This is a genomic window from Bacillus altaicus (assembly GCF_042136375.2).
GTDB lineage: Bacteria > Bacillota > Bacilli > Bacillales > Bacillaceae_G > Bacillus_A > Bacillus_A cereus_U.
On record NZ_CM143394.1, the window covers coordinates 1,990,721 to 2,012,154 of the forward strand.

Consider the following 21,434-nt stretch of genomic DNA (forward strand, 5'->3'; position numbering starts at 1 on the left):
GATGAAATTTGTATATTTAGTCATCCTGTAAATTTTAAAGATTTTTTAGTAATTTGCAAGTGAAGATGCAAAATTGCATATAAAGTGAAACTTTAATCAGTTGGGGTTTTGTCCATCCCCACTGATTTTTAGCCCTCACCAATCGGGCTTTTACAGGCAGCCCGACTCCCACATAACTCCCTCGCGTTCGCCGAATTTGCCCGCAAATAGCGGGATAAAATGATGGGAACTTCTCTCTAGATGAGGTGAGTTTTTCGCTATTATAGAGTATTAAGTAAGACCTTTGTATGTAGCTATTCTCATACTAATGAGGGATTAAAGAAACGTGTTGATTATATACAATAATATGTAATACAGTAATTAATTTTTAATATGGAGGGAAAATCATGATGAAATGGGTGAAGTTTAGAATAGCACGTCCAACTGATAAATTTGAAGAGGTTATAGCATTCTATGAAAAAGGATTAGGTTTAAAACGTATAGGTGAATTCTACGATCATGATGGTTATGATGGGATCATGTTCGGTCTACCAGATGAAGAGTATCATTTAGAATTTACAAGACATATAGATGGAAGCCCTTGTCCGGCTCCAACAAAAGACAATTTACTTGTATTTTACATGCGTGAAGATAGTGAAATGAAAAAAGTGAGCAAAAGGCTGCATGCAATGGGATACGATGAAGTAGAACCAGAAAATCCATATTGGAAAGATAAGGGGATAACGATAGAGGATCCGGATGGTTGGAGAATTGTGTTAATGAAAATAGAAGAATAAAGGGTAATGAAACAAATAAGAATAAGGTTTCGAATTTCGATAAGGTAAAAATATATTGGCTTCCTTCTAAGAAATAAAACTAGGAGGAAGCTTTTTGGTTTTTGAGTCTGAAAATTAAAATTTGAAAAAATATTGTGAAAAGATATAAAATAAGAACGTATATTCCTGTTGATTTGAGACAGTTGTCTTTAAAGATAAATATAAAACTAGGGAGGTTTTTTTATGATATGCCGGATTAAGGACGCAGAAATATACTATGAAATTGTGGGAGAAGGTAAACCAGTCATTATCATACATGGTTGTGCTCCTGACCATAGGTTAATGAAGAGGTGTATGGAATCAGTATTTCAGAAATATGAAGGTTATCAAAGAATTTATATTGATTTACCTGGCATGGGAAAATCGAATGCTCCAGATTGGATAAATAGTTCAGATCGTATAGTAGAAGTGCTTATCACATTTATTGAGGAAATCATTTCTGCTGAAGAACTTTTATTGGTAGGAGAATCATAGGGGGGATATTTAGCTAGAGGGATACTTTCAAAGATGTTTGGGAGGGTTAATGGATTATTATTAGTATGTCCTGTTGTTGTAGCACAACCAGGAAAAAGACTTCTACCAGATAAACAGATAATTGTAAGAGATGAGGAATTTTTAAAAACGCTCACTTCAACCGAAAGGGAAGAATTTTGCGAATTAGCAGTGGTAGCGAATGAATATACATATAAGCGATTCAAAGAAGAGATTAAGTCGGGGCTAGATGTTGCTAATAATGAATTTATTGAAAGATTACAAAAGAATTATTCTCTTACTTTAGACTTTCATCGTAAGAAATATGAGAAACCAGTTCTATTGTTAGCTGGGAGACAAGATATATCAGTAGGTTATCAAGATATTGTACGAATTATTGAAGATTACCCAAGAGCAACATTAGCGGTGTTAGATATGGCGGGACATAATTTGCAAATTGAACAGCCGGATCTATTTGAGAGTTTAGTTTGGGAATGGATTAGACGAACAGTTTAGCAAAGTTCATAAAATAGTTTAAAAGAAGAATTAATTAATATTTTGATTGTACTCAAGTTTTGAGACGGCAGAGATTAAAATAAGTAATTAACTTATAAATATTTTCAAGGAGGACGTATGAATACATATATCTATATGGTTAGGCATGGTGAATCACCAAAATTAGAAGGGGATGAAAGAACACGTGGATTAACTGAGAAGGGAACTTTAGATGCTCATAAAGTAACTGAGATATTAAAAACAGAGGGGATTGATACTTTCATTTCAAGCCCGTATAAGAGGGCTATGTTAACGATAGAAAAGTCAGCTAATTTCCATGAAAAAGGAATAGTAGTATATGAAAATCTCAAAGAGTGTAGGTTTTTAAGTGAGGATAAGATTATATCAGATAAGGAAGTGTATCCACTCGTAAAGAAGATGTTCTCTAATCCAGATTTCACACTAATTGGAGGAGAGTCGTATGTGGATTGTCAGAGAAGAGTCGTGAAAATATTAAAAGAAATATTAATAGATTTTCAAGGACATAAAATTGTAGTTGGTACACATGGGCTTGTAATGACATTGATGATGAACCATTTTGATAACCAGTATGGGCTTGAATTTTTAATGAATACATCAAAGCCAGACGTATATAAGCTAGAATTTAAAGACGAGCAATTAATAAATGTAGAGAGATTATGGAGAGAGAAATGAAATGGATTATATGGAGTGTGTTTTAAAAACTACTTTTAAAACACACTCTTTTTTGAAGAGAAATAGTTTTTATCAACTATTTTTAGAATGTTAAATCAAATAAGTAATTATTCAGCTTTTGAATAATTTATTGAAAAATTGGTTTAGGGAAACAATTTTAAATGTGACAAAACTCCAAACGCTGGATTTATATTCCATAGGAGAGAAAAATGTAGAATTTTGTCTTACTGTACACGTTTACTTTTCATTTCCTAACATATAGGCTTTGTGGTGTAGGGGGGACATCGCCTTTACACTAAAATTATAAGGAGGCCATTGTGATGAAAAAAATGAAAAAATTTGCAGGAGTAGCTCTGGCGGGTTCAATTGGATTAAGTGGATTACTTTTTTTAGAACCAAGTGTAAGCGCTGCAGAAACAACGCAAGTGAAAGAGGAGAAGTTCAATGCTATTAATGTAGCGATGAATCAAAGTGAATCTTATTTATTGAGTGGTAGAAGCATCGACGTTCTTTCTGGAAATAAGGAGGCAATTCAGTTAAACAAATACACAATTAGTTTTAGTGAGCCTGGGAAGTATGTTATTAGGGTCAATGGTTGTATTTATAATGATGTATATACTTTTATTGTGAATGAGTAGTATATGCTCTTGATGTTTAATTAAATATATATTATCGGATGAAAAAAGAAACACCCTATTTGCGGTGGGAATCGTAAATAGGGTGAATTATTTGTAAGAAAGTTAATGAAAAGAGTAATTGGTATTAAGTTATGTTTTATATATTTTCATTAATTTTCTCTTTGTTTTTGTTATGTAAAGTATGTAAGAGTGTTTGAAATATCTTAAATGATTGCTGAAAGATTGGACTTTGAATAAAAGTGTATAGAAAAGTTACGATGAAGACAGGACCTCCTAGCATATATCCAATAACTAGTACAACGCATTCTACAATGATTCGAGCCCGACTAATAGACAGTCCAGTTTTGTCAGAAATAGTAAGCATGAATCCGTCACGAGGTCCAGCACCAATTCCAGCCGCAACGTATATACCGCCCCCAATACCTGTAATTACAATACCAGAAAACAAAATGAATAAATTTATCCATAAATAATCAGTAGCGTTTGGAAGGATGTTTGATTGTAAGAAAAAGTCCATAATAGGGCCGATAAGCAATGCATTTAAAAATGTGCCTACGTTTATATATTTTGGATCTACTAGTAAAGAAATAAGTACGAGGCATAACCCGCATATAACACTCCAAGTACCAAGTGTCCATCCGAATCGTTCATAGAGAGCCATATTTAAAACTTCCCAAGGATGTAACCCGAGGAATTTAACTTTGACTGCAAGAGCGTTTCCGAGCCCAAAGAAAATTAATCCTAAGAAAAAAAGAAAATAGCGAAAGAGAGTTAGTCTCATTTTTTAAACCTCCCATTATATAATTATGTATATTACATGTTAGAATTTTAATGTACAAATATTATGTCTTTTATGTTTTTTTTAAAGTGTTAACAATGTACATGAAATATACATCTTCACAGTCAAAAAAGTTAAAATATTTCGTTTTAAGGATTATAATAGAGAAAGAAATATAAAAAGGAGTGAACGAATTTGAAACAAGAACTTATTGAAAGATTTACGAGATATGTGAAGATTGATACACAATCAAATGAAGAAAGTCATACGGTGCCAACAACACCAGGACAGATTGAATTTGGTAAGTTATTAGTAGAAGAGTTAAAAGAAATTGGATTATCAGAAGTGACGATGGATGGTAATGGTTATGTAATGGCAACACTTCCTGCAAATACAGATAAAGATGTTCCTGTAATCGGCTTTTTAGCACATTTAGACACAGCGACAGACTTTACAGGGAAAAACGTAAAACCACAAATTTATGAAAATTTTGATGGGAAAGCAATTACGTTAAATGAAGAGTTAAACGTTGTATTAACGCCAGAACAGTTCCCAGAACTACCATCATATAAAGGACATACAATTATTACAACTGATGGTACAACACTTCTTGGGGCAGATGATAAAGCTGGTCTTACAGAAATTATGGTGGCAATGAATTATTTAATACATAATCCTCAAATTAAACACGGGAAAATAAGAGTAGCATTCACACCAGATGAAGAGATTGGCCGTGGACCATCGCATTTTGATGTAGAAGCGTTTGGTGCATCCTTTGCCTATACGATGGACGGAGGTCCATTAGGCGGTTTAGAATATGAAAGTTTTAACGCTGCAAGGGCTAAGTTAACTTTTAAAGGGACAAATACACATCCTGGAACAGCGAAAAACAAAATGCGCAACGCAAGTAAACTCGCTATGGAATTTGATAGATACTTGCCAGTAGAAGAAGCGCCAGAATATACAGAGGGATATGAAGGGTTTTATCATTTACTTTCTTTAAATGGTGATGTTGAGCAAAGTAAAGCTTACTATATTATTAGAGATTTTGATCGTAATCATTTTGAAGCGCGTAAAAATAACATCCAAGATATTGTGAAAAATATGCAAGGAAAGTACGGCGAAGATGCAATTGTTTTAGAGATGAACGATCAATATTATAATATGCTTGAAAAAATTGAACCGGTGAGAGAAATTGTTGATATTGCGTATGAGGCAATGAAAAGTTTAAATATTGAACCGAATATTCATCCAATTCGCGGTGGAACAGATGGATCACAATTATCATATATGGGATTACCGACACCAAACATTTTTACTGGCGGTGAAAACTATCACGGTAAATTTGAATATGTTTCGGTAGATACTATGGAAAAAGCTGTTCAAGTTATTGTAGAAATCGCAAGACGCTTTGAAGAGCAAGCTTAAAAAGAGAACCAAGTAGTAATGAAGTACTACTTGGTTCTTTTCTATAGTAAAAAATATAAGGTGAAACTTGTTTACAAGACATGTGTAAAAGGGGGAAATATTATGAGTGAAAATCAATATCATGGTTATGTAGGGACATATACAAAGGCGGATAGTAAAGGGATTTATAAATTTATACTTGATACGAACATTGGAAAGATTAAAGGGATTGAATTAGCAGCTCATATAGGAAGTCCGACATATGTAACGATTAGTCACAACAACGAGTACCTTTATTCTGTTGCGAAAGATAATGGATTAGGTGGAATTGCTAGTTTTTCCATTCATAATAAATCCGGTAATCTAAATTCGATTAATATGCAAGTTTTAGAAGGAGCATCGCCGTGTTATGTAAGTGTGAATCGGGAGAATAGTATAGTAGTAGCAGCTAATTATCATAAAGGGGCAGTTGAGTCCTATTTAGTGAAAAAGGATAACGGAAGTTTAAATGCTGCTAAGGTAATTGTAGAACATAAAGGGTCAGGACCAAATAAGGAAAGGCAAGAAAAGGCACATGCTCATTATATGGATTTTACTCCTGATGAAAAATATGTAGTAGCAGTTGATTTAGGAATAGACAAGGTGATTACATATAAAGAAAGTGATGGAGAACTAATAGAAGTTACACGGTTATCTGTAAAACATGGTAGTGGTCCAAGGCATCTTATATTTCATCCAAGTGCGCAGTATGCCTATGTTATGACAGAATTAAGTTCAGAGATTATTGTACTTCAATATGATGCAAAGAGTGGCAGTTTTAAAGAAAAACAATACATTTCTACATTACCTGGAGATTTTAGAAAAGATAGTTACGGAAGTGCAATTCACATTTCTTCTGATGGCAAGTTTGTTTACGCAGCAAATAGGGGACATAATAGTATCGCGGTTTTCCGAGTGAATGAGCACAATGGAGAGCTCGCTTTTATTGAAACAGTATCGACAGAAGGGGATTGGCCACGTGATTTTTCTTTAGATCCGGATGAAAAATTTTTAATTGCAGCGAATGAAAGATCTAATACTTTGACTTTATTTGCTAGGGATGAAATGACAGGTGAGCTAACGCTTGTACAGACGGACGTCAATGTTCCAGAGCCAGTATGTGTGAAGTTTTTACATGTGAAAAAATAGATAGGTTTCCCTATCTATTTTTTATTAGGAAATTTTAATATAGCACCCGCCACAAATAAAAAGTCGCGTAAGACTCCCAATTTGTCCAATTTGATGCAAATTCTTTTATTTCATTTTTAGTCGGTTTCTTTTCGGAACCTGTTATAAATTTAATTGCATTATGCAAACCAACATCATCAATTGGAAAAGCTGAAGGGAATCGTAAACAACGCATCAAAACATAGTGAGCTGTCCATGGCCCTATACCGCGAATGCTAGTTAATTGTTTTTCAGCTTGCTTCACATCTTGTATTTGTAATAGAGATTCTTTTGATAATTTACCTTCTGTAATGAGCTGCGCGACGTCAATTAAGTATTCGCACTTTCTTGTAGTCATTTTTAATAATGCGAGATCTTCTACACTTAGATTTGCTATTACTTCAGGTGATGGGAATATCCAATGTTTTCGGTCTTTCCATTCTACATGGTCTCCAAATTGTTCGACTAATCTTCTCTTTAAAGTATAGGCGTATGTGAGGTTAATTTGTTGACCGATAATCCCCCAGCATAGTGCTTCAAATAAATCCGGAATTCCCAAAGTACGAAGACCGTAAAATTCTTTAATGGGTTTTTGAAGGAGTGGGTCGTGTTTAGCTAATTTATAGAAGGGAGCTAAATCAGTAGTTAAATCAAACCACTCTTTTACATAGTTAGATACGGCATCGTGTGCCCATTTTTCAGAGACATATGATTCTCCTAAAAAACGTATTTGAATATTACTATCGGCATTCAAACCAATTTCAACTAATGGATTTATGTTTTGAACAGGAATGACTTTATAGATTTTATTGTTTTCAATATGGAACATACATTCATTTTTAGAACGCGATAGATAGCGTAAGTTTTCTTGAAAACTAAATTCTTTTGGAACGACTAAAGACAATATTTCATTACAATCCTCTGTCATATTTACTCCTCCCGAAGCGCTTCTAATTTGAGCAATTCTTTTTTCATTTCTAAACCACCTCTAAAACCGGTAAGTTTACCATTTTTCCCAATAACGCGGTGACAAGGAATAGTGATAAGCAGAGGATTTGCCCCAACGGCAGTCCCAACTGCACGTACAGCGTTAGGTTTTTGAATTCTTTCCGCAATCTCTGAATAAGAATGTGCCTCCCCATAAGGAATTTCACGTACCGTATTCCAAACAGCTAATTGAAATGCAGTTCCGTAAACATCGATAGGAATTGTAAAGGTTTCTAGTTTGGTTTCCAAATACTCGATAAGTTCTTTTGTATATGTTTGCAGATAATCTGGATTTTGGATGAATGTATGTTGTGGCAGTTTTTTGCTAGCCCACGTATTTAGTTCTTCAAAAGTTTCATTTTGCGATCCGATGAAGCATAATCCATTTGAAGTAGCTGCAATATGCATACGCCAATGTTTATGAATAAGCAATGTCCAATATATAGTTTTATTTTCATATGGTTTCATTATTTCATACCTCTTTTATTCCGTTCTTTTTTCGATATTCAGTAGGGGTAAATCCTGTCTTCTTTTTAAATAAAGTCGCGAAATACTCCGGATTTTCTATCCCGACATCAGTACTAATTTCCATAATGGATTGATTTGTATGTGAAAGGTATTCTGTCGCTTTTTTAATTCTGAATTGCTGTATATATTCTATTGGACTAATCCCTACAATTTTCTTGAAAGTACGTTGTAGATGATAAGGGCTACCATGGCATATTTCTGCGAGTAAGTCGAGGGTTAACACGTCACAATAATGTTTTTGGATATATTCTTTAATTTGCTCTACCCATTCTTCATTAGGTAAAGTTAGTCCGTTTGGTTTACAACGTTTACACGGACGAAAATTTTCATGTAATGCTTGCTCTGCCTTAAGAAAAATACGTACATTGTTTTTATTCGGTATTCTCGATTTACATGATGGTCGGCAAAAAATACCGGTTGATTTTACAGCGTAAAAGAATTTGTCATCATATGTGGAGTCATTATGAATAATTGCTTGCCAATACTCATTTGTTACTGTGAACTCTTCATTATGCACAGAACATCACCTCTGGCATTAGTATAACCTGAATAAAGTACGTATGTACGTATTTACGAATGTAAGAGCAAGATTACAAAGATGAAACTATGATAGGGTATCTATTTTGTGTTAGCATGAAAATTGAAAATGCACATCAAGAGGAGGAACATAGATGAAGTTGATTTCATGGAATGTAAATGGTTTGCGAGCAGTTATTGCAAAAGGTGGATTTCTAGAATATCTAGAAGAATCTAATGCAGATATATTTTGTTTACAGGAAATTAAATTACAAAGTGGACAAATTGATTTAAATCCCGAGGGATATTATACATATTGGAATTATGCTGTGAAAAAAGGCTACTCAGGAACGGCTATTTTCACGAAAAAAGAACCGATTTCTGTTACATATGGTTTAGGGATTGAAGAGCATGATCAAGAAGGACGAGTTATTACGTTAGAATTTGATGATTTTTATATGATAACGCTGTATACACCAAATTCTAAACGAGGATTAGAACGTTTAGATTACAGAATGGAATGGGAAGATGATTTCAGGGCCTATATTAAGCGATTAGATGAAAAGAAACCAGTTATTTTTTGTGGAGATTTAAATGTTGCCCATAAAGAAGTAGATTTAAAAAATCCGAAAAGTAATCGGAAAAATCCTGGTTTTTCGGATGAAGAAAGAGAGAAATTCACATGTGTTTTAGAGGCGGGATTCATTGATACGTATCGCTATCTTTATCCTGATCAAGAAGGAGCGTACTCATGGTGGTCATACCGTATGGGTGCAAGAGCGAAAAATATCGGTTGGCGTTTAGACTACTTTGTGATTTCTGAAAGGCTAAAACATAAAATTACCGATGCGAAAATTAATAGTGAAGTGATGGGATCGGACCATTGTCCAGTTGAATTACATATAGATTTCTAAAAAAAAGAAGTATCTTCCTGAAAAAAGGAGATACTTCTTTTTTGTTCAGTTTGTTAAAATTTTTCAAATCATTCTTGAAATAATCTGATATTAAATATATACTTAATAACGATAATCATTATCATCGATAGTGATTATCGTGGGATGAGGGTTGTAAAGAATTTAATACTAGGGGAAGTGAACGAGAATGGCTCTCCATTTTACGTAGATTTATTAATGATGTGAAATATAGATGAGGATTATGTTTCATATAATTAAGTTTCATTGTTGAAATAATATATTTGAAGATTTCGAGAGGAGATATATAAAGATGAACAAGAAGTTATTTACATTAGGGATGGTTACAGTTTTAAGTGTTGGTTTAGCAGCATGTAATAGTGCAGACAAAACTTCTGGGGAACAAAAACAACAGACAAAGGCTACGGAAACGAAAAAAGACGAAAAGCGAAAGATTACATATTTAGGTAAAGAATATACAGTACCAGCAAAAGTAGATAAAATTGCGACAGCTAGTTTAGAGTCAATGGAAGATGCGGCAGTACTTGGAATTAAACCGGTAGGTGCAATTACGGTTGGTGGGAAATTACCAGGGAACGTTGCAAAAGATTTAGAAGGTGCGAAATCTGTCGGTGAGAAAATGGAACCCAACTTTGAAACATTACTTCAATTAAAACCTGATGTTATTACATCAAGTACGAAATTCCCAGCAGAAGCGGCTGAGAAATTTACGAAGGTAGCTCCAACAATCCCAATATCACATGTTTCTACAGATTGGGAAGAAAATTTGAAATTAATGGGAGAACTATCTGGTAAAAAAGACAAAGCAGAAAAAATTATTAAGGATTATAAAGCAGACGCTGAAAAAGCGAAAGCAAAAATTGGAGATAAGTTAAAAGATAAAAAGGTACTTGTAATAAGATTAAGAGCGAATACATTATTCGTTTATCCAGAAGGAGTATACTTCAACCCTGTAATTTATAAAGACCTTGGATTAACTGCTCCAGAACAACTTAAAAATGTAAAAGCGCAAGAGAAACTCTCTTTAGAACAACTGGCTCAAATAAATCCAGATTACGTATTTTTACAATATGAAGCAAGTGAAAATAATAAACCAAAAGTACTAGAAGAAATAGAAAGTAATCCAATTTGGCAAAGTGTAAATGCTGTAAAAGAGAAGAAAGTATTTGTAAATACTGTAGATCCTATTGCACAAGGTGGTACTGCTTGGAGTAAAACAGTATTTTTAAAAGAAGCAGTGAAAAATTTGACTAAATAATAAAATTAGTAAGGTGCGTTGAATGATATGCGGAAAATAAATTCACTTCCAATGATAATTTTATGCTTAGCACCCATATGTATTTTACTTACTGTTATTTTATCTATCTTATATGGGACAAAAAATATCGATTTTGAAACGACGTGGAATGCATTGTTTCATTTTGATTCGAGTAATGTAAATCATAATATTATTGTTACATCTCGTTTACCAAGGGTAATTGGAGCTCTTTTAGTTGGAGCTTTTCTAGCCATATCAGGAGCACTTATGCAGGGGATGACAAGGAATTATCTTGCATCCCCTTCTATTATGGGTGTGACGGATGGTTCTGCTTTTGTTATTACAATGTGTATGGTATTCCTTCCGGGAATGTCTTCAGTCAACATGATTTTATGTTCTATGCTGGGTTCAGCATTAGGTGCGGGAATTGTTTTTGGATTTGGTTCACTGCTTAGAAACGGATTGTCACCTGTAAGATTAGCAATTATAGGAACCGTGATAGGGACATTCTTAAGTAGTCTTTCTGCCGCAATTGCTTCTTATTTTCAAGTCTCTCAAAATATTAGTTTTTGGTACAACGCGAAATTAGATCAAGTAGATCCCAATATACTTAAATTAGCAATTCCTTTTGGTATAGTTGGTATTATTTTAGCACTTCTCATTTCAAAATCTATTACAATCCTTTCACTGGGAGAAGAAGTGTCTATTAATTTAGGGCAGCGTACGAAAATTATAAAAGTGACTGCAATTTTATCTGTTGTATTTCTGACTGGTACAGCAGTTGCTTTAGTAGGGAAAATAGGTTTTGTAGGACTAATTATTCCTCATATTACTCGCTTTTTAATCGGTGTAGATTATAAATGGATTGTGCCTTGTGCTGGAGTAATTGGTGGTGTGTTTCTTGCTTTATGTGATGTGTTAAGCAGATTTGTAAACTATCCATTTGAAACACCAATAGGCGTTGTTACGTCTCTAATTGGAATTCCTTTCTTCCTTTATTTAATTCGTACAAGAGGGGGAGAGAGACATGCTTAAAGGCTCAAGTCAGCGTTTTGTAATGACTATGGGGACTATTATACTTTTAATTTTATGTACCATTTATATTAGCTTAACGAATGGTACATTTGATATTACAATTATGGACGTCTTTCGAACAATTTTTCGGATTGATCCAGTCCCAGAACATGATTTAGTTATATTTGATTTTAGACTGCCGCGAATCATAATTGCTGGCCTAGTAGGATTAGGTCTAGGGATAGCTGGCGCTGTTATTCAAGGGATTACGAGAAATGGTTTAGCAGATCCGGGTATTTTAGGAGTAAATGCTGGTGCAGGAACTGCAATCGTAATTTTTATGTTCTTTTTCCAAGGACAAATAAAGAGTACGGATTGGATTTCTATAATGATGATGCCGATGTTTGGCTTAGTTGGAGGGTTAGGCGCGGCTATATTAATTTATATATTTTCTTGGCGAAATGGAAAGTTAGATTCACAGCGTCTGTTACTAACAGGGATCGCAATAGGGTCAGGTTTCGGAGCGTTTTCTATGTATTTATCATTGAAAATGAAAGCAACTGACTTTGAAATGGCAGCTGTCTGGGTTTCAGGTAGCATATATAATGCAAACTGGAAATACATTATTGCAATGTTGCCATGGCTTATTATATTAATTCCAATTATAAAAAAGAAAGCTTATTTGCTAGATTTATTTCAATTGGAAGAAACGAGTATTACAAGTCTAGGTGTTTCAGTAGAAAGAGAGAAGTCTATTCTATTATTAAGCAGTATTGGACTTGTAAGTGCATGTGTTGCTGTTTCAGGAAGTATTGGATTTATTGGTCTAATGGCGCCACATATAGCCAAAAGACTTGTTGGCATTCAACATAAATATGTAATTCCTACATGCGGAGTAATTGGGATGCTACTTGTAATTGCTTCAGATTTTATCGCAAAAACAATTTTTATGCCTGCAGAATTGCCTGTAGGGATTGTTATTGCTATTGTCGGTGTACCGTATTTCTTATATTTACTTTATAAGGCGAAAGCGTAAGAGGAGGAAACACAAGTGAATATTTTAAGTGCAAAAAACTTGGAAGCAAATTATGAAAAACTTACAGTGTTTCGCGATTTAAATGTGGAAATACAAAAGGGAAAAGTAACGACAATTATAGGTCCAAATGGATGCGGAAAATCGACATTATTAAAAACGATGGGAAGAATTTTAAAACAAAAAAGCGGTAAAGTATATTTACAAGGACAAGATTTAAATACGATTTCAACGAAAGAAATCGCGAAACAGTTAGCTTTGCTTCCGCAAAATCCGATTGCCCCGGGAGAGATTAAGGTAGAAGAGTTGGTTTCTTATGGGCGTTATCCACATCGTAATAACGTGAATAAGTTAACTTCAAAAGATAAAGAAATGATTGATTGGGCATTAGATATTACCAAAACATCAGCGTTTCGAACGAGACAAATTGCGAATTTATCAGGTGGACAAAGACAAAAAGTATGGCTAGCAATGGCCTTAGCGCAAGAGACGGAAGTTTTATTATTAGATGAGCCAACGACATACCTTGATATGTCACACCAATTAGATGTACTGCAAATCGTTGAGAAACTGAATAAAGAACATAATTGTACGGTCGTAATGGTATTACATGATATTAACCACGCAGCTAGATTTTCAGATGAAATTATCGCAATGAAAGAAGGAAACATTATTACAACTGGTAGTCCTATAGAAATTATTACAAACGAGGTGCTAAAAGAGGTATTTCATATCGATGCGCGTGTCATGATAGATCCATATAACGGAGCTCCCGTTTGCTTCGGTTATGATAGTGTATTTCAAGAGGAAAAAGTAGAGATGTATGTAACGAGTTAAGGGGGGATGTGCATAATGAATACTGCTATTGAAAAACAACAAATTATTGTATCTAATACCGAACAGTGGAAAATGTATTCGACATTAGAGAATCGTGAGTATCAAATTCATATTTCAAAACCGAAGCAGCCAGCACCGGATTCTGGTTATCCTATTATATATGTATTAGATGGGAACGCCTTTTTCCAAACGTTCCATGAAGCTATTAAAATACAATCGGTAAGAGCAGAAAAAACAGGTGTGTCACCAGCAATTATAGTAGGTATTGGTTATCAAATTGAAGGCGCATTTTCAGGAGAAGAAAGATGTTATGATCTTACACCTGTCGTAATTTCAAAAGATGCCCCGTTAAAACCGGACGGTAAAGCGTGGCCTAAAACAGGGGGAGCACATAATTTCTTTACTTTTATTGAAGAAGAATTGAAACCACAAATTGAAAAAAAATTTGAGATTGATAAAGGAAAGCAAACGTTATTTGGACATTCTTTAGGTGGTCTATTTGCTTTACATATACTATTCACAAACGTAAATGCCTTTCAAAATTATTTTATAAGTAGTCCATCTATTTGGTGGAATAACCAATCCGTGCTTGAAAAAGAAAAGAATCTTATAAATGAATTAAACAATGCTAAAGTTGAAACGGGAGTATTCCTTACAGTTGGGTCATTGGAACGAGAGCATATGGTTGTAGGTGCAAACGAATTATCAGAGCGCCTTCTCCAAGTAAAACACGATCAGTTTAGATTTATGTTTTATGAAGCTGAAGGGGAGAATCATGCATCTGTTGTGCCGACTTCTTTAAGTAAAGGATTGAGATTTATTAGTCAAGTGTAGAAGATGTATATGAAAAAAGGTAAGCAATTGCTTACCTTTTTTCATTATTGTTTTATTGCTACGTATCCATCAATTAAAAAGCTTGTGAAAAAGCGATTGATTTGAGTAAATCCACATTCCTCCATGATAGCTAGTAGATTCGTTTCGGAAATAGGAAATATTTCTGTTTCAAAAGAATTTTCAAATCGGTTCCAATCTTCTAATGGAATTTGATTTTGCATCATGTGGTTGCGCCAAGCATTCAATTGTGCAGAAAACATACTTGTATGGGGTACACCATTTATTGTAGAGAGAAAGAATGGAGCACCAGGTTTTAAGCGACTACTAATTTCATTAAGAAGCTCTTTTTTCTCCTTAATAGTTGGGATGAAATGAAGAACAAGCATACAAGTAGCAGCGTCAAATAATGGATTGGTTAATAATGAATGGACAGTTCCATGTACAAAGTGAATTTGATTTTGTATGCCTTCGCTTTCAATTCTTTTTTTAGCTAGCTGTAGCATGCTTTCAGATGGATCAACACCTGTAAAAGATAAGTTGCTATTTTGTTTGCCTATTGAGAGAATTTCTTGTCCGCCACCAGCACCTATAACTAGTAAATTTGGATTCATATTTTCTTTAGGGAGTGTAGTAAACAAGAAATGATTCATCATTTCATATAGGTTGTAGTAGCCTGGGATTTTACATGGAATTCTTTGTTCATATGAATTTACGGTAGTATCATTCCAATTCATTTTTAACCTCCTAAGTATGTGTATTATAGGTTTATTATGGAATGAAATTATGAAGGGAAACAATCCCGTAAATCTGGGGGGAAGAGGATGTATGAAAAAATAACGAAAGAAATTACAATGGTAGCGAATCGTATAAGTTCTATAAGGACATTTCAAGAGTCATTTCTCCACTTAATACGTAAAGTCATTGATTTTGACGCCGCTTGTTTTACAGCTATAGACCCAATTTCTTTTTTATCTACTGGGGCATTTACGGATGAAAGTGTTGAAAAGATTCATCCACAATTGTTTATGAATGAATTTCTAGAAGATGATTTTAATAAATTTAAATATTTATCAGAACACTATCCTCATGTTGCTTCTCTTAGTATGGTGACAAATGGTGAACAAAAGAAAAGCTCTAGATACCGAAATATTTTAAAACCAGCAAGTTTTGGAGATGAATTAAGGGGCGTTTGTATGAGTAAGGGGAACTGTTTTGGGCATCTTAGTTTATTTCGAGGGAGTACAAGTCCCGCTTTTCATATAGATGATTGTAAGTATTTGGAAACGGTAGTCCCGATTGCTGGAGAGGCTTTAAAAAAGGCATTTCCTAAACCTTTTTCAGAAGAGAAGGTAATAGGGACAGGCACGATTATATTAAGTGAGGATTTTAATTTATTATATTGGAATCAAGATGGCAGCGATTGGCTCTCAAATCTTAGAAAGTATGAACAGTTAAATATAAAAGAAATACCAAGGCCAATACGTGCGGTTTGTTCGAAAGTAAAGGCTAACGAATATAATGTAGGTTGTATGAATAGAGAAGAAAAAGTTTGTATACCTTTAGCCTATGGACATTTTTTAATCATTCGGGCCAGTAAGTTAGAACGTACAAGTAGTTTTCAGGGTGGTTATGTTGTTCTATTCGAAAGAGCAAGACCGGAAGAAATCTTTCCGCTTATTACGGAAGCGTATAGTTTTACAACACGTGAGAAGCAAGTAATACGTAAAATTCTTACAGGTATGTCGACAAAGGAATTAGCCCATGAACTTTGTATATCTATATACACGGTACAAGATCATTTAAAATCCATTTTTGAAAAGACTGGGGTAAGTAGTAGAAATAAACTCGTGTGGGAGGTTTTTTCAAGATTTTGTTTTGATGTTGATGAATAAAAATAAAATAAGTCTACAAAAATCACATGAAGTACGGTGGATGAGTTGTAGAATAGGGCTGAAAAAAGGTTATGGATGAAACATTCCATAACCTTTTTTATAAGTAGAATTGTCCTTTTTGAAAGTTTTGTTTCAACTTTTCGTCTAAACAGACAAAAAGTTGTCACAATTCGGTCACAATTAGCATAAACATAAAATAGACGAAATGAACTTACTTCCAAAAGGGCTTGGTTAATTCAATTTATGATTAGTAAAGCTGAAAAAGCGCGGATTTAAAGTTCACTATATTCTCAAGGAGGTAGATCGTATGAAAACTATTCTTGCTATCGCTGGGCTTATTTGGGTTTTATCACATGGCATTCCAATTTATGAAGGAGAACAAATTCGCAGTGCTCTGAATAAAAATTTTAATGAATATCATATCATTGATCGGCAAGATAATGTTGTGACAGTTCGTGTAAATGACTGTTTTCATACGGTAACCGTTGAAGGAACTTCAGTAGTGAATGATACAAAAGTATGTGACCAGCAATAATTATATATAGGAAGAAAAAAGCCTCGATTTACACGTGTGAAAATTGAGACTTTTATATTTGTGGATGAATAATAAGCGGGGATGGACAATCCCTGCTTATTATTGTTTTTTTGAAAAAAAGAAAGGGTATCATATTAATTGAGACTGAGAAGCTAATGATGTGTTAAGAATAATCATAAAGCGAAAATATACTCATATGGGGTATCCTACATAGATATTTGATGATATAATTGGTATACTCATAAAAGTAATTGTTTTATTGGATGAAGAGAAACTTTAAGAAGGTGATAATATGGATCATAAGGACCATGAATCAGTAACACATAGATCAGAAAAAGAAAAAGAACAAATTATAAATAGATTAAAGAGAATTGAAGGCCAAGTCCGTGGTATTCAAAATATGATTGAAAATGATCGTTATTGCGTGGATATTTTAGTTCAAATTTCTGCGATTAATGCAGCGATGAAAAAAGTAGGAATGGGTGTCTTAAAAAATCATACGAGTCATTGTGTTTCAGGAGCTATTAAAAATGGTAATGGTGACGAAGCAATTGAAGAATTAATGACAGTATTTGAACGTTTTTCAAAAGCATAAAAGCCAAGCTAGTATTTGACTAGCTTGGCTTTTATTTATATAGGAGAAGATATATAAATTCATAATTGGAGAAAAAAAATAAAGATTTTAGAAAAGAATTAAAATCATGATACAAAACCATTGATTACCTTAGGGGGGTATGGTAAGATGTAGTTGTGATTAACAAACAATGAAGAAACAAGAGGAGGATTTTAAATGGAACAGTTAACATTACAAGTTGAAGGTATGTCTTGTGGACATTGTGTAAATTCTATCGAAGGCAGCGTGAAAGAACTAAACGGTGTTGAACAAGTGAAAGTTCAATTATCAGAAGGAACTGTTGAAGTTACTATCGACTCATCAGTTGTAACGTTAAAAGATATCGTTGCTGTAATTGAAGATCAAGGATACGATGTTCAATAATTATTTTTAGATACGGAAATAAATCGTACTTTAAACGAAGTACGATTTATTTTGCTAAAAATTATACCTTATAAGGGTATATAGAGGTGAGAGACATGAATGAACAAAAAGAGGCCAATCTTCAAATATCAGGAATGACATGTGCAGCATGTGCAAATAGAATTGAAAAAGGTCTTAAAAAAGTAGAAGGTGTTCAAGATGCAAATGTAAATTTTGCACTTGAAAAAACAAAAATTATATACGATCCAACTAAAACTAATCCGCAACAATTTAAAGAAAAAGTTGAATCGTTAGGATATGGAATTGTAAGTGATAAAGCTGAGTTTACTGTTTCGGGAATGACATGTGCAGCATGTGCGAATAGAGTAGAAAAACGTTTGAATAAGCTAGAAGGTGTGAATAAAGCAACAGTAAATTTTGCTTTAGAATCGGCTACAGTTGACTTTAATCCTGATGAAATTAATGTAAATGAAATGAAGAGCGCGATTACAAAGTTAGGATATAAATTAGAAGTAAAATCAGATGAGCAAGATTCATCAACAGATCACCGCTTAAAAGAAATTGAGCGACAAAAGAAGAAGTTTATTTTTTCGTTTATTTTATCATTTCCGTTATTGTGGGCAATGGTGAGTCATTTTTCATTTACATCTTTTATTTATTTACCTGATATGCTTATGAACCCATGGGTGCAGCTAGCTCTTGCAACTCCAGTACAGTTTATAATTGGAGGCCAGTTTTATATTGGTGCTTATAAAGCGCTACGCAATAAAAGTGCAAACATGGATGTTCTTGTGGCACTTGGAACGTCCGCAGCTTATTTCTATAGTGTTTATTTAAGTATTCAATCAATTGGTTCTTCAGAACATATGACAGATTTATATTTTGAAACGAGTGCAGTACTTATTACATTAATTATTTTAGGTAAATTATTTGAGGCGAAAGCAAAAGGACGTTCATCAGAAGCAATTAAAAAATTAATGGGATTACAGGCGAAAACTGCTACAGTTGTGCGAGATGGAACAGAAATGAAAATTTTAATCGAAGAAGTGGTAGCTGGTGATGTTGTCTATGTTAAACCGGGTGAAAAAATCCCAGTAGATGGAGAAATTGTAGAAGGAAAATCAGCGATAGATGAATCGATGTTAACAGGCGAGAGTATTCCAGTTGATAAAACAATTGGGGATGTAGTAATCGGTTCTACAATGAATAAAAATGGATTTTTAAAAGTTAAGGCAACTAAGGTAGGAAGAGACACTGCATTAGCTCAAATTATTAAAGTAGTGGAAGAGGCTCAAGGTTCGAAAGCTCCTATTCAAAGGGTAGCTGATCAAATTTCAGGTATTTTCGTACCTGTTGTAGTTGTGATTGCTATAATCACATTTGCGGTATGGATGATATTTGTTACACCTGGTGATTTTGGCGGAGCACTTGAAAAAATGATAGCAGTACTTGTTATCGCTTGTCCATGTGCATTAGGTCTTGCAACACCAACATCTATTATGGCTGGATCAGGCAGATCAGCTGAGTATGGCATTTTATTTAAAGGTGGAGAACATTTAGAAGCAACGCACCGATTAGATACAGTTATTCTAGATAAAACAGGTACTGTGACAAATGGGAAGCCTGTGTTAACAGATGTAATTGTAGCAGATGGATTCCATGAAGAAGAAATACTACGTTTAGTAGGTGCGGCAGAAAGAAATTCTGAGCATCCACTTGCAGAAGCAATTGTAGAAGGAATTAAAGAAAAGAAAATTGATATCCCAAGTTCAGAAACGTTTGAAGCGATTCCGGGATTTGGTATTGAATCTGTTGTCGAAGGGCAACAATTATTAATTGGTACACGCCGATTAATGAAGAAGTTTAATATTGATATTGAAGAAGTTTCTAAAGCGATGGAAGAACTAGAGCGAGAAGGAAAAACAGCAATGCTTATTGCGATCAATAAAGAATATGCTGGTATAGTTGCTGTTGCAGATACTGTAAAAGATACTTCAAAAGCAGCTATCGCAAGACTTAAGAAAATGGGTCTAGACGTTGTTATGATTACAGGAGATAATACACAAACTGCTCAGGCAATTGCTAAGCAAGTTGGCATTGATCATGTAATTGCAGAAGTATTACCAGAAGGAAAAGCAGAAGAAGTGAAAAAACTTCAAGCGCAAGGTAAGAAAGTAGCAATGGTTGGAGATGGAATAAATGATGCTCCTGCTCTTGCTACGGCGGATATCGGTATGGCAATTGGAACAGGAACGGATGTAGCGATGGAAGCGGCAGATATTACGTTAATCCGTGGTGATTTAAATAGTATTGCTGATGCAATCTTTATGAGTAAGATGACGATAAGAAATATTAAGCAAAATTTATTCTGGGCATTAGCTTATAACGGTTTAGGAATCCCGATTGCAGCGCTCGGTTTCTTAGCACCTTGGGTTGCAGGTGCAGCGATGGCGTTCAGTTCTGTATCAGTCGTATTAAATGCATTAAGATTACAAAGAGTGAAATTAAAATAATAAAATTTATAGAATAATTGAAGATGCTTTTATACAAAAAACAATACTTTGAATTAAGTATTGTTTTTTGTTCGTATAGAAAGAAAAAAGATATAATATAGCAGAAATATTGAATCTTAGATAGTAGAAAAGCTAAGTGTTAGTTTAAGAAGGAGACTCATATATGTTAAAAAATATTATAATTAGAACATTCCAGAAGGAGGATTTAGAGCAAGTATTACAATTGTTCTATGAAACGGTCCATACGGTTAATGCAAAAGATTATACCGAGTTACAGCTACAGGCGTGGGCCCCAGAGCGACTAGATAGAGAGAGATGGCTACAGTCTTTAGAAAAGAATATTTGTTACGTTGCTGATTATAAAGGTGTGATAGTAGGATTTGGGGATTATAATGATGATCATTACGTAGATCGCTTATTTACGCATAAAGAGTATCAAGGGAAAAGGATAGCTTCATACATATTACAGAAGTTAGAAAAAGAAGCAGTGAACTTGCAGCATAGGGATATATATACAGAGGCGAGTATTACAGCAAAACCTTTCTTTGAAAGTAAAGGTTTTATTTGTATAAAGGAACAAAAGAAACAGCACAATGGTCAGATTTTTATTAATTATGTCATGAAAAAAATAGCCTTCTCATAAACGAGAAGGCCATTTTTTATTATTTTACAGCTTCTTTTAGTTCTTTACCAGCTTTGAAAGCAGGTACTTTAGAAGCTGCGATTTGCATTTCTTCACCAGTTTGTGGGTTACGGCCTGTACGAGCAGCTCTTTCACGAACTTCGAATGTACCGAATCCGATAAGTTGTACTTTTTCACCAGCAGCTAAAGTGTTAGTGATTGATTCTACTACAGTTTGTAAAACTACAGTAGCTTCCTTTTGAGAAATCTCAGCATTTTGTGCTACGCTTTTAATTAATTCTGTTTTATTCATGTTTTTCACCTCATATGTAAATAATGCTATTTAAGTTGTTATTATAACGTATAAAACATCCGAGAACAAGTGTACGTACATACATTCGCAAAAAAAAAT

Annotated in this window: 23 protein-coding genes and 1 pseudogene; 18 read left to right on the forward strand and 6 right to left on the reverse strand. The window is 34.1% G+C overall.

Translation table 11 applies throughout. The annotated features are described in order from the left end of the window. Positions 1–386: 386 nt before the first annotated feature. The 4 genes and pseudogenes from ACE38F_RS10510 to ACE38F_RS10525 all read left to right on the forward strand — a co-directional run bounded on the left by ACE38F_RS10510 (position 387) and on the right by ACE38F_RS10525 (position 3,133). Positions 387–776 (forward strand): VOC family protein, encoded by a 390-nt coding sequence (locus tag ACE38F_RS10510; RefSeq protein WP_002111302.1) that lies wholly within the window; start codon positions 387–389, stop codon positions 774–776. A 222-nt stretch (positions 777–998) separates the two neighbouring features. Beyond that, positions 999–1,802: pseudogene (locus ACE38F_RS10515) on the forward strand (alpha/beta fold hydrolase). Positions 1,803–1,919: 117 nt separating this feature from the next. After that, on the forward strand, positions 1,920–2,495 hold the full coding sequence (locus tag ACE38F_RS10520) for a histidine phosphatase family protein (RefSeq protein ID WP_375369372.1): 576 nt from the start codon (positions 1,920–1,922) through the stop codon (positions 2,493–2,495). Positions 2,496–2,815: 320 nt separating this feature from the next. Beyond that, on the forward strand, positions 2,816–3,133 hold the full coding sequence (locus tag ACE38F_RS10525) for a hypothetical protein (RefSeq protein ID WP_098777279.1): 318 nt from the start codon (positions 2,816–2,818) through the stop codon (positions 3,131–3,133). A 136-nt stretch (positions 3,134–3,269) separates the two neighbouring features. Here the strand turns inward: ACE38F_RS10525 and ACE38F_RS10530 are convergent, their stop codons facing one another. Next, positions 3,270–3,914 (reverse strand): YczE/YyaS/YitT family protein, encoded by a 645-nt coding sequence (locus tag ACE38F_RS10530; RefSeq protein WP_002160800.1) that lies wholly within the window; start codon positions 3,912–3,914, stop codon positions 3,270–3,272. Between the two features lie 192 nt (positions 3,915–4,106). On the opposite strand from ACE38F_RS10530, the gene pepT reads away from it, so the two are divergent. After that, on the forward strand, positions 4,107–5,339 hold the full coding sequence (gene pepT, locus ACE38F_RS10535; RefSeq protein ID WP_375369371.1) for a peptidase T: 1,233 nt from the start codon (positions 4,107–4,109) through the stop codon (positions 5,337–5,339). A 102-nt stretch (positions 5,340–5,441) separates the two neighbouring features. Then, positions 5,442–6,506, forward strand: a complete 1,065-nt coding sequence (locus ACE38F_RS10540; protein ID WP_375369370.1) for a lactonase family protein — start codon at positions 5,442–5,444, stop codon at positions 6,504–6,506. Positions 6,507–6,540: 34 nt separating this feature from the next. Here ACE38F_RS10540 and ACE38F_RS10545 read toward each other — a convergent pair whose 3' ends face one another. From ACE38F_RS10545 to ACE38F_RS10555, 3 genes are read right to left on the reverse strand one after another with little or no spacing between them, the layout of a single operon-like run. Further along, on the reverse strand, positions 6,541–7,452 hold the full coding sequence (locus ACE38F_RS10545) for a DNA-3-methyladenine glycosylase 2 (protein ID WP_375369369.1): 912 nt from the start codon (positions 7,450–7,452) through the stop codon (positions 6,541–6,543). A gap of 2 nt (positions 7,453–7,454) precedes the next feature. Next, entirely contained in the window at positions 7,455–7,979 is a 525-nt protein-coding gene (locus tag ACE38F_RS10550; protein ID WP_375369368.1) for a methylated-DNA--[protein]-cysteine S-methyltransferase, read from the reverse strand. Between the two features lie 4 nt (positions 7,980–7,983). Continuing rightward, positions 7,984–8,556, reverse strand: a complete 573-nt coding sequence (locus tag ACE38F_RS10555) for a bifunctional transcriptional activator/DNA repair enzyme AdaA (RefSeq protein WP_002014656.1) — start codon at positions 8,554–8,556, stop codon at positions 7,984–7,986. Positions 8,557–8,710: 154 nt separating this feature from the next. On the opposite strand from ACE38F_RS10555, the gene ACE38F_RS10560 reads away from it, so the two are divergent. From ACE38F_RS10560 to ACE38F_RS10585, 6 genes are all read left to right on the forward strand, one after another. Beyond that, positions 8,711–9,469 carry an exodeoxyribonuclease III gene (locus ACE38F_RS10560; RefSeq protein WP_193665083.1) on the forward strand — a complete coding sequence of 253 codons (759 nt, stop codon included), beginning with the start codon at positions 8,711–8,713 and terminating at the stop codon, positions 9,467–9,469. Between the two features lie 310 nt (positions 9,470–9,779). Beyond that, positions 9,780–10,745, forward strand: coding sequence for an iron-hydroxamate ABC transporter substrate-binding protein (locus tag ACE38F_RS10565; protein WP_002087985.1), 966 nt, complete (start codon positions 9,780–9,782; stop codon positions 10,743–10,745). A 27-nt stretch (positions 10,746–10,772) separates the two neighbouring features. Continuing rightward, positions 10,773–11,780: a FecCD family ABC transporter permease gene (locus ACE38F_RS10570; protein WP_002087983.1), complete on the forward strand. Its 1,008-nt coding sequence runs from the start codon at positions 10,773–10,775 to the stop codon at positions 11,778–11,780. Continuing rightward, entirely contained in the window at positions 11,773–12,795 is a 1,023-nt protein-coding gene (locus ACE38F_RS10575; protein ID WP_002087982.1) for a FecCD family ABC transporter permease, read from the forward strand. Before ACE38F_RS10570 ends, ACE38F_RS10575 begins: the two co-directional genes overlap by 8 nt. A 15-nt stretch (positions 12,796–12,810) precedes the next feature. Beyond that, on the forward strand, positions 12,811–13,629 hold the full coding sequence (locus ACE38F_RS10580) for an ABC transporter ATP-binding protein (protein ID WP_061688527.1): 819 nt from the start codon (positions 12,811–12,813) through the stop codon (positions 13,627–13,629). A 15-nt stretch (positions 13,630–13,644) separates the two neighbouring features. Further along, positions 13,645–14,463 carry an alpha/beta hydrolase gene (locus ACE38F_RS10585; RefSeq protein WP_375369367.1) on the forward strand — a complete coding sequence of 273 codons (819 nt, stop codon included), beginning with the start codon at positions 13,645–13,647 and terminating at the stop codon, positions 14,461–14,463. A 44-nt stretch (positions 14,464–14,507) separates the two neighbouring features. Here ACE38F_RS10585 and ACE38F_RS10590 read toward each other — a convergent pair whose 3' ends face one another. Further along, on the reverse strand, positions 14,508–15,197 hold the full coding sequence (locus ACE38F_RS10590) for a class I SAM-dependent methyltransferase (protein WP_002165226.1): 690 nt from the start codon (positions 15,195–15,197) through the stop codon (positions 14,508–14,510). Between the two features lie 87 nt (positions 15,198–15,284). Here ACE38F_RS10590 and ACE38F_RS10595 point away from each other — a divergent pair, with 87 nt between their 5' ends. From ACE38F_RS10595 to ACE38F_RS10620, 6 genes are all read left to right on the forward strand, one after another. Next, the gene (locus ACE38F_RS10595) at positions 15,285–16,355 is read left to right on the forward strand and encodes a helix-turn-helix transcriptional regulator (RefSeq protein ID WP_375369366.1); all 1,071 of its coding nucleotides are present in this window, start codon (positions 15,285–15,287) and stop codon (positions 16,353–16,355) included. A 307-nt stretch (positions 16,356–16,662) separates the two neighbouring features. Continuing rightward, positions 16,663–16,890 carry a hypothetical protein gene (locus ACE38F_RS10600; RefSeq protein ID WP_000849103.1) on the forward strand — a complete coding sequence of 76 codons (228 nt, stop codon included), beginning with the start codon at positions 16,663–16,665 and terminating at the stop codon, positions 16,888–16,890. A gap of 292 nt (positions 16,891–17,182) precedes the next feature. Then, positions 17,183–17,485 (forward strand): metal-sensing transcriptional repressor, encoded by a 303-nt coding sequence (locus tag ACE38F_RS10605; protein ID WP_002014668.1) that lies wholly within the window; start codon positions 17,183–17,185, stop codon positions 17,483–17,485. A 195-nt stretch (positions 17,486–17,680) separates the two neighbouring features. Then, entirely contained in the window at positions 17,681–17,887 is a 207-nt protein-coding gene (gene copZ / locus ACE38F_RS10610) for a copper chaperone CopZ (protein WP_002066751.1), read from the forward strand. A 95-nt stretch (positions 17,888–17,982) separates the two neighbouring features. After that, positions 17,983–20,400, forward strand: a complete 2,418-nt coding sequence (locus ACE38F_RS10615; RefSeq protein ID WP_375369365.1) for a heavy metal translocating P-type ATPase — start codon at positions 17,983–17,985, stop codon at positions 20,398–20,400. Positions 20,401–20,563: 163 nt separating this feature from the next. After that, a complete protein-coding gene (locus tag ACE38F_RS10620; protein WP_375369364.1) occupies positions 20,564–21,043 on the forward strand; it encodes a GNAT family N-acetyltransferase in 480 nt (159 codons plus the stop codon). A gap of 19 nt (positions 21,044–21,062) precedes the next feature. On the opposite strand, the gene ACE38F_RS10625 is transcribed toward ACE38F_RS10620, so the two are convergent. After that, complete coding sequence (locus tag ACE38F_RS10625) at positions 21,063–21,335, reverse strand: HU family DNA-binding protein (protein ID WP_001043913.1); 273 nt, start codon at positions 21,333–21,335, stop codon at positions 21,063–21,065. Between the last annotated feature and the right edge of the window lie 99 nt (positions 21,336–21,434).